Source organism: Mesorhizobium sp. M4A.F.Ca.ET.050.02.1.1 (assembly GCF_003997725.1).
Classification (GTDB): Bacteria; Pseudomonadota; Alphaproteobacteria; order Rhizobiales; family Rhizobiaceae; genus Mesorhizobium.
Genome location: NZ_RZSG01000242.1, coordinates 1 through 7,794, shown reverse-complemented (window position 1 = coordinate 7,794; position 7,794 = coordinate 1). Strand labels below are relative to the sequence as shown.

Annotated in this window: 12 protein-coding genes; 3 read left to right on the top strand and 9 right to left on the bottom strand. The window is 64.1% G+C overall.

Translation table 11 applies throughout. From position 1 onward, the window contains the following. Positions 1–742: polysaccharide deacetylase family protein (locus EOA33_RS17295; protein ID WP_127406146.1), on the top strand; the 742-nt coding region annotated here is incomplete at its 5' end. Between the two features lie 166 nt (positions 743–908). Here EOA33_RS17295 and EOA33_RS17290 read toward each other — a convergent pair. From EOA33_RS17290 to EOA33_RS17260, 7 genes are all read right to left on the bottom strand, one after another. Continuing rightward, positions 909–1,307 (bottom strand): DUF1801 domain-containing protein, encoded by a 399-nt coding sequence (locus EOA33_RS17290; RefSeq protein ID WP_126054921.1) that lies wholly within the window; start codon positions 1,305–1,307, stop codon positions 909–911. A 51-nt stretch (positions 1,308–1,358) separates the two neighbouring features. Continuing rightward, positions 1,359–1,811: a DUF1801 domain-containing protein gene (locus EOA33_RS17285; protein ID WP_126054920.1), complete on the bottom strand. Its 453-nt coding sequence runs from the start codon at positions 1,809–1,811 to the stop codon at positions 1,359–1,361. Further along, the gene (locus EOA33_RS17280) at positions 1,812–2,033 is read right to left on the bottom strand and encodes a hypothetical protein (RefSeq protein ID WP_126054919.1); all 222 of its coding nucleotides are present in this window, start codon (positions 2,031–2,033) and stop codon (positions 1,812–1,814) included. A 32-nt stretch (positions 2,034–2,065) separates the two neighbouring features. After that, positions 2,066–2,458 (bottom strand): VOC family protein, encoded by a 393-nt coding sequence (locus EOA33_RS17275; protein ID WP_126054918.1) that lies wholly within the window; start codon positions 2,456–2,458, stop codon positions 2,066–2,068. Positions 2,459–2,521: 63 nt separating this feature from the next. Further along, positions 2,522–2,932 (bottom strand): SRPBCC domain-containing protein, encoded by a 411-nt coding sequence (locus EOA33_RS17270; protein WP_127406145.1) that lies wholly within the window; start codon positions 2,930–2,932, stop codon positions 2,522–2,524. Further along, complete coding sequence (locus tag EOA33_RS17265; protein ID WP_126059087.1) at positions 2,929–3,252, bottom strand: metalloregulator ArsR/SmtB family transcription factor; 324 nt, start codon at positions 3,250–3,252, stop codon at positions 2,929–2,931. Before EOA33_RS17265 ends, EOA33_RS17270 begins: the two co-directional genes overlap by 4 nt. A gap of 110 nt (positions 3,253–3,362) precedes the next feature. Next, positions 3,363–3,578 (bottom strand): DUF2842 domain-containing protein, encoded by a 216-nt coding sequence (locus EOA33_RS17260; RefSeq protein ID WP_126054916.1) that lies wholly within the window; start codon positions 3,576–3,578, stop codon positions 3,363–3,365. Between the two features lie 152 nt (positions 3,579–3,730). Here EOA33_RS17260 and EOA33_RS17255 point away from each other — a divergent pair, with 152 nt between their 5' ends. Continuing rightward, positions 3,731–4,822 (top strand): COX15/CtaA family protein, encoded by a 1,092-nt coding sequence (locus EOA33_RS17255; RefSeq protein ID WP_127406144.1) that lies wholly within the window; start codon positions 3,731–3,733, stop codon positions 4,820–4,822. A gap of 211 nt (positions 4,823–5,033) precedes the next feature. On the opposite strand, the gene argC is transcribed toward EOA33_RS17255, so the two are convergent. Together argC and speB are read right to left on the bottom strand one after the other, a co-directional pair. After that, positions 5,034–5,966: an N-acetyl-gamma-glutamyl-phosphate reductase gene (argC, locus tag EOA33_RS17250; protein WP_127406143.1), complete on the bottom strand. Its 933-nt coding sequence runs from the start codon at positions 5,964–5,966 to the stop codon at positions 5,034–5,036. A 30-nt stretch (positions 5,967–5,996) separates the two neighbouring features. Further along, positions 5,997–6,998 (bottom strand): agmatinase, encoded by a 1,002-nt coding sequence (speB, locus tag EOA33_RS17245; RefSeq protein ID WP_127406142.1) that lies wholly within the window; start codon positions 6,996–6,998, stop codon positions 5,997–5,999. A 124-nt stretch (positions 6,999–7,122) separates the two neighbouring features. Between speB and EOA33_RS17240 the strand changes: the two genes are divergently transcribed. Next, the coding region (locus tag EOA33_RS17240; RefSeq protein WP_145989174.1) for an acyltransferase at positions 7,123–7,794 on the top strand (672 nt) is incomplete at its 3' end.

Below are 7,794 nucleotides of genomic sequence, written 5' to 3'. Positions count from 1 at the left end.
CAACATGACTGAGGCGCTGCCGGTGTTGGAAAAGCACGGCGCCCCGATCGCCATCTATGTCGCGCCCGGTCTGATCGACGGCGCCTCCGATCTTTGGTGGGACGTGATCGAGGATATCGTCAACGCCCGCGATCGGCTGACGCTGACGATGCCGGACGGCTCCGTGACGATCGATTGCTCGACGCGGGGGAAAAAACTCCAAGCCAATGCGCGCCTGCATAGCTGGCTGACCGCGGAGGTGCGCGAGGAGGACCAGCGCGCGACGCTGCGCGAATTCGCGCGCGCTAACGGCATCGATCTGGAGACAAGGCGCCCGAGCACGCTGATGAGCTGGGACGAGATCCGCGCCATGGCAGGACACAGGCTGGTGACGATCGGCGCCCACACCGTCAACCATCTCAACTTGAAGCGGCTTCCGGAAGCCGATGCCCGGCATGAGATCGGCGATGTCCGGCGCATATTGCTGGAAAAGCTCGGCCAGGAACCGCGCCATCTCGCCTATCCCTATGGCTATGCCAGCGCCGTCGGCCGCCGCGAAGTGGGCTTTGCCACCGACGCCGGCTATGTCTCGGCGGTGACGACGCGCCATGGCGTGTTGCGCGCCGAGCATGCCGGCTTCCTGCACGCCTTGCCGCGCATCTCCGTCAACGGACGCTACCAGAGCGTCGCCCATATTCGCACGATGCTGTCCGGGGTTACGACGCCGCTCGCCAATGCCGGCAAAATGGTGGTGACGATCTAGGTCTGTTGATATTCAGGTGAGGCCAGCCTGCAAACGGCGCTTTCCTGCGCTTCCGGTGCTCACGTACTTTAAGTACGCTCCGCTCCGGTTCTTGGAAATCACCGTTTTCGACGCGGCCTGACCTGCATCTCAACAGACCTTGGCCGCCGCCGGTCGATCCCGCGGATTATTTCCTGGCCTTGGACTTGTTCAGGCTCACAGCCGCGCGAACCAGCGCCTTCAGAGCCTCCGCGTTTATCGCATCGCCCTCGTGGAAGTCGATGGCGCGCCTGGTGTTGCCCTCCAGGCTGGAGTTGAAGAGACTGGAGGGGTCTTCCAGGGCAGCCCCCTTGGCGAAGGTCAGCTTGACGACGGCCTTGTAGGTCTCGCCCGTGCAGATCATGCCGGCGTCCTCCCACACCGGAACGCCCCGCCATTTCCACTCCTCCACGACGTCGGGATCGGCGTCCCTGATCAGAGCGCGGAGCCGGCTGAGCATCTGACCCCTCCAGTCGCCTAACTCCTCGATCCTGGCGTCTATCAGCTGCGAAGGAGACTTGCTTTCCGGCGATGCGCTATTCTTCATGGCTGGCGGTCACTTCCTTCGTGTTGTTTGCCCCTCGTGTCCATCGGCTGGTCACATCTTTTCGCCCGGCAACCGGCTGGCCTGCCTCACCCAGTCGGCGACCTGGGCTTCGTCGACTGGATCGTCCTCGCGGATGTCGAGGTAGCGCGTTTCCTTGGTCCTGGACTCGCCTGGGGGCAGCGGGCTGAGCGATGTTCCGCGGAAGAAGGCCACCTTGACGTAGTTGGTGAAGCAATGAATGCCGAGGAACCAGCCCTGGCCCTCGACCCCGTAGAGCGGCGAGTTCCATTTCACCGCCTTTTCGACGCTGGGGAGGCTACGCTCGATCAGCGCGTCGAGGCGGCGGCCGACATCGCGCTTCCAGCCCGGCATGGCGGCGATGTAGGCCTGCACCGGGGCGTCGCCATAGCCCTTGGCGATCTGCGGGTTGCCGCCTGAGAGCAGGACCGGCTCCGCGCCGGGCCGCTGGGCGGTGAGCTTCGATCGTTGGCGCGCCTTGGCCATCTATCCGCCCGCGCGCTGCTCGTCGCGTGACCTAGCGAGATAAGGCAGCACGAACATGTACAGGCCGGAAAACAGCAGCAGGAAGAGCGGCAGGAGCGGTGAGTAGACCACCCAAGCCGGAGGCTCCCCCAACGCCATGGCGACGAAGTTGGCGATGACGGTCACCGTAAAGGCGATCGACAGCCAACGATGAATTTGCCGAATCCATTGGCTAAGGCTCAATGCGACCTCCTCTGAAAAAGCCAACGGGAACCCTACCAGCGGGCCAATTGAGTAATCTGGACGAGATTGCCGCAGCTGTCGTTCACCTGCGCGATGGTCGAGCCGGTGACTTCGGTCGGCGCCATGGCGAAGGCGCCGCCACGTTCCTTGATGCGCTCGTGGTCGCCCTTGATGTCGTCCGTGAAGAGCATGACTGCGGGCTGGCCCTGCTTGAACATCGCCTGTTGGTAAGACTTGGCCGCGGGATTGTCGTTCAGCGCCAGCTGCAGTTCGGTCCCCTCGGGCTCGTCGGACGAGGCCACCGTCAGCCAGCGAAACGGTCCATTGCTGAAATCGGCCTTCTTGGTGAAGCCGAGAACGTCGGTGTAGAAGGCCAGGGCCCTTTCCTGGTCGTCCACATACACTTTCGCCAGCTTGATCTTCATCCTGCTTCTTCCTCTGGTTCTCGCGTTCGGGGATCACGGCGCCGCGAAGCGCGCCGGCTGGCCTCAGTCCATCCGCGCCAGCACCTGTTCCAGGGCTGCAAGGAACCTCGGCCAGCCGACGGTTGCGCCGCGGAAGTATGGTTCCTGATCGGACCGGAAGCCCGTCTGCTCCATGCGCAAATGGGTTCCCGTGCCCGTGGGGGCGAGCGTCCAGGTGACCACGCTCTCGAGATCCTTGGTGTCCCAGCTGTAGGACAGCGTCCTGTTGGGCTCGACGGTCCGGACCTGGCAATCGACGCCGCCCCAGTCCGCGCTGAGATTGAAGCGGTGGGCCACGATCGGCCTGAAATTGTTCTTCATCAACCACTCCTCGATCAGATGCGGTTGCGTCAGCGCGCGCCAGATCTTTTCCGGCGGATAAGGTATCTCCCGCTCGACGACTATGGAGCGTGTTTCGGTAGCGGCATCGTTCATTGATCTATCCTTTTGAGCAGATCCTCGAGGTCGTCGAACCGGCTTTCCCAAAAGCCTGCCATCTGCCGTGTCCAGTCCATCAGCGGCGACAACGCGCCGATCTGCGCGCTGTAGTGGGTCTGCCGTCCCTCATGGCGGTCGCGCACCAGGCCGGCCTGCCGCAGGACACCGAGATGCTTCGACACGGCCGGCTGCGAAACCCCGGACTGGGCCGTAAGGGCGCCTACGGTCTGCTCTCCCTTCTGGCACAGTCGTTCGAAGATGGCGCGCCGGGTCGGATCGGCAAGTGTTCTGAACAGCAGGTCGTGTGCGTTCGTCATGGGATCGATAACCTGAGGGCTATTGATCGAAACGTATAATCATTGAGATATGTGTTCGTCAAGCGGGAAGGAAATCACGTTCCCGTTTGCGCCTTCGCAGACGCCGCGCTTCAGCCCTTGGGCCGCGGTTCGATGATCAGCCACTTGATGATGCCCATCGCAGGCAGCACCCACAGCAGGCCGCTCAACAGGAAGAACAGCAGATGCACCAGCGGGCTCGATTCCGACAGTTGGGCAACCGCCACGATCGACGCCACCAGCGCGTAGATGACGACCAGCGCCACCAGCAGCACGGTTCCGATCAGCTTTTTCAGGCGAATGGGCATGTCGCGATCTCTCTGACCGCTACCGCTTAGGCCGATCGGCGGGTGCGCGCAACCCGTCATCGGCGGCGCGACGGCGTGCCGCGCTGCCCGGTCTTGCCACCGGGGCTGCCTTGGTCCACCAATCCCGCGACCTCAATCGCCGGAACACAACCATGGCTGCCATCACTGCTGCCGCACCCTATGCCGCCCGCGATCGCGACCTGCGCAACCGGGCGCAACTGCGCGGTTGGCTGTATTTCGTGCTTCTCGTGCTGTTCGCCCTGGTGCTGGTCGGCGGCGCCACCAGGCTTACCGAATCCGGCCTGTCGATCACCGAATGGCAGCCGATCCATGGTGTCATCCCGCCACTCAACGATGCCGAGTGGCAGGAGGAATTCCAGCGCTACCAGCAGATCCCGCAATATGCCGAGCTCAACAAAGGGATGAGCATCGACGCGTTCAAGTCGATCTTCTGGTGGGAGTGGGTGCACCGCATTCTGGCGCGCAGTGTCGGCGTCGTCTTTGCCCTGCCGCTGCTGTTCTTCTGGGCGACGCGCCGTATCGAGCGCGGCCTGGGGCCGAAGCTCGTCGGCATCCTGCTGCTCGGCGGCCTGCAGGGCGCCATCGGCTGGTGGATGGTCGCGTCCGGCCTTGTCGACCGCGTCTCGGTCAGCCAGTACCGGCTGGCCACGCATCTGACGCTGGCGGCGCTGATCTTCACCGCCACGATGGTGGTCGCGCGGGGGCTGGCGCCGCATTCCGAGCCCGCCGCCGACCGCTCGACGCAGCGGCTTGCCGGCGTCATCGTGCTTCTGGCGCTGGTGCAGATCTATCTCGGCGGGTTGGTCGCCGGGCTCGACGCCGGCTTGAGCTACAACACCTGGCCGCTGATGGACGGCAGGCTGGTTCCAGGCGATCTGCTCCTGCTCGAGCCTGCCTGGCGCAATTTCTTCGAGAACCCGAAGACGGTGCAGTTCGTCCACCGCATGGGCGCCTACACAGTCTTCGCGGTGGCGCTCTGGCACATGATCGCAACCCGCCGGCGTCTGCCGGGAACGACCCATGCGCGTCGCGCGACGCTGCTGTTCCTGATCGTCCTGGTGCAGGCGTCGATCGGCATTGGCACGCTGCTGATGCAGGTGCCGCTGCATATGGCGCTGACCCACCAGGGTTTCGCGCTCGTGCTGTTGGGCTTTGCCGCCGCGCACTGGCGCGGCACCAAGGGCGCCTATCCGCTACCGCATGAGGTCAAGCTCGCAAGCTGAGCCACTTCGCCTGAGTGGTGGGTATCTTCACGTCCAGAAGGTGGTGGAGCTGCTTGCTGTCTGACTGTCGAATTCGGCCTGACGGGCGGAAGCGGCCGACTGCTGATGCCCGACCGCCTTTGTCAGCGGCCCTGAGCGGCCACGAGCTTCGCCTTCATCGGGGCGGATCTCCTGCCGCAGCTTCGCCCGTCGGGAATTCCCGCCTGCCCGCTTACGGGGCGAGACCGAGCATCAGGTCCATGTTCTGCACGGCGGCACCCGACGCGCCCTTGCCGAGATTGTCATAGACGGCGACCAGAAGCGCCTGCGCCCGCTCGTCATTGGCGAACACATAGACCTTCATCTTGTTGGTGCCGTTGTAGATTTCCGGATCGACCTCGGCGATGCGCTCCAGATGCGTGTAGGGCGCGACCTCGACCACGCCGCCCTCGATCGAGGCGAAATGATCGGCGAGCGCTGCATGCATTTCGGCGCCAGTCGGCACGCGCTCGAGGCCGCCGAGTTGCAGCGGCACCACGGTGATCATGCCTTGCGCGAAATTGCCGACCGCCGGTTGCATGATCGGGTCGTGCGAGAGCTTCGCATAGGTCCTGAGCTCCGGCACGTGCTTGTGCTGCAGGGTCAGCCCGTAGGGCAGGAATTCGGGTGCGTCCTCGCCCTTGCCGACATAGTCCTCGATCATCGGCCGGCCACCGCCGGAATAGCCGGAAATGCCGTTGACGGTGATCGGGAAGTCGGCGGGCAACAGTCCGGCCGACACCAGCGGCCTGAGCGTCGCGATCGGACCTTGCGGCCAGCAGCCGGGATTGGCGACGCGCTTCGCCGCGGCGATCCTCTTTGCCTGGTCCTTGTCCATTTCGGCGAAACCATATTCCCAGCCGGCGGCAACACGATGCGCGGTCGACGCGTCGATCACCCGGGTGGTGTCGTTCTCGATCAGCGAGACGCTTTCCTTGGCGGCGGCGTCCGGCAGGCAGAGGATCGCGACATCGGCGGCGTTGAGAAACTCGGCTCTCGCCGCCGTTTCCTTGCGGCGCTCGGTGGGGATGGAGATGATCTCAAGGTCGCCCCGCTCCGCCAGCAGCGCTCTGATCTGCAGCCCGGTCGTGCCGTGTTCGCCGTCGATGAAGATTTTTGGTTTCATTGCCTTTGAAAATTCCCTGCGATTTCAGTGCTATATGCCCTGAGCATGATTGACTGCAACAGTATTGCCGTTGTTCAGCTCCTCGAGCCGGGCTTTTCGTTCTGCCACCAGGCCCAGATAGTGCATCGCCACCATGGAGCCCGCGATCGCCGTTATATCGGCATGATCGTAAGCGGGCGCAACCTCGACCACGTCGGCGCCGACAATGTCGACCTGGCCGAGCTGGCGCAGCGTCGACAGGATCTTCGCCGAGGATGGGCCACCGGCGACCGGCGTGCCGGTGCCCGGCGCGAAGGCCGGGTCCAGGCAGTCGATGTCGAAGGTGAGGTAGGTCTTCCTGCCGCCGGTGCGGTCTACGATGGCATAGGCGATGTCGGACGCCCGCATCTCCTCGACCTCATGACCGTAGAGGATCTTGATGCCGAACGTATCGGGGGCGTGCGTGCGGATACCGATCTGGATCGAACGGTCGGGATCGATGATGCCTTCTTTCACCGCGCGTCCGACGAAAGAGCCGTGGTCGATGCGTTTGCCGTCGTCCGGCCAGGTGTCCTGATGGGCGTCGAACTGCACCATCGCCAGCGGTCCGTGGATGGCGGCATGCGCCTTGAGCAGCGGCCAGGTGACGAAATGGTCGCCGCCGAGCGACAACAGGAAGGCGCCTGATTTCAGGATCCTGGCCGCCTCGCGCTCGATCGTGCCGGGCGTCTTCTGATGGTTGCCGCTGTCGAGCAGGCAGTCGCCGTAGTCGACGACGGCGAGGTGCTCGAACAGGTCGCGCGAGAACGGGTACTGCGGGTCGTTGTCGAGGATCGCCGAGGCGCGGCGGATCGCCTGTGGCCCGAAGCGTGCGCCCGGCCGGTTGGTGACGGCGGCGTCGAAGGGAATGCCCCACACCACGGCGTCCGCGCCCTTCACGTCCTTCGTGTATTTGCGCCGCATGAAAGACAGCGCGCCGGCATAGGTCGGCTCGAGGGCCGCGCCCGTCTTGGAGCGGGCGGTGAAGGCATGGTCGATGTTCTGGTTCGCCATTACGGATCCTCGGTTTTCATCGGGCTGCCACAACTACAGAACCGGCACGCAACATGCCAGTCACAGAGTGGGGAAACGGAAATGGCGTTCGGCGAGTGCCACGACAACACAGGATTGTATCATCATGACGCAGACCGCCTTTCTCAACCCCGCGCACATGCCCGCGGCGACCCGGACCGGCACCGTGGCGGGCGAGCGTTTCCTGGTGCTGGATTCCTGGCGCGGCATCTGCGCGTTGCTCGTGGCATTGTTCCATTTCCCGACCGGCTCGCTGATCTCGCAGAGCGCCTTTGTCGGCGGCTCCTATCTGTTCGTGGATTTCTTCTTCGTGCTCTCCGGCTTCGTCATCGCCAGCTCCTATGGCAGCCGGCTCAGCGAGCCGGTCGAGCTTGCCCGCTTCGTGCCCGTCCGCTTCGGCCGCATCTATCCGCTGCATCTGCTGATGCTGGCAGCCTTCGCCGCCTTCGAGGAACTGCGGCTCATTTTGCCGCAGTTGCGCGGCACGGGTGCCGAGCCCTTCACCGGGGGCTTCGACCTCAACAGCCTCGCCACCAATCTCTTCCTGCTGCAAGGCATGGGTGTCGACGATCATCTGAGCTGGAACGCCCCGAGCTGGAGCATCTCGGCCGAATTCTTCGCCTATCTGCTGTTTGCCGCCGTTGTCTTCACGGCAGGCCGGCGCAGCTGGATCTGGCTTGTGGCCGCTGCCGTCACCGCGCCGCTTTTCCTGCTTGCCTTCTCTCGCACGCATATGGACGTGTCCTTCGACTTCGGCTTCATCCGCTGCCTCTACGGC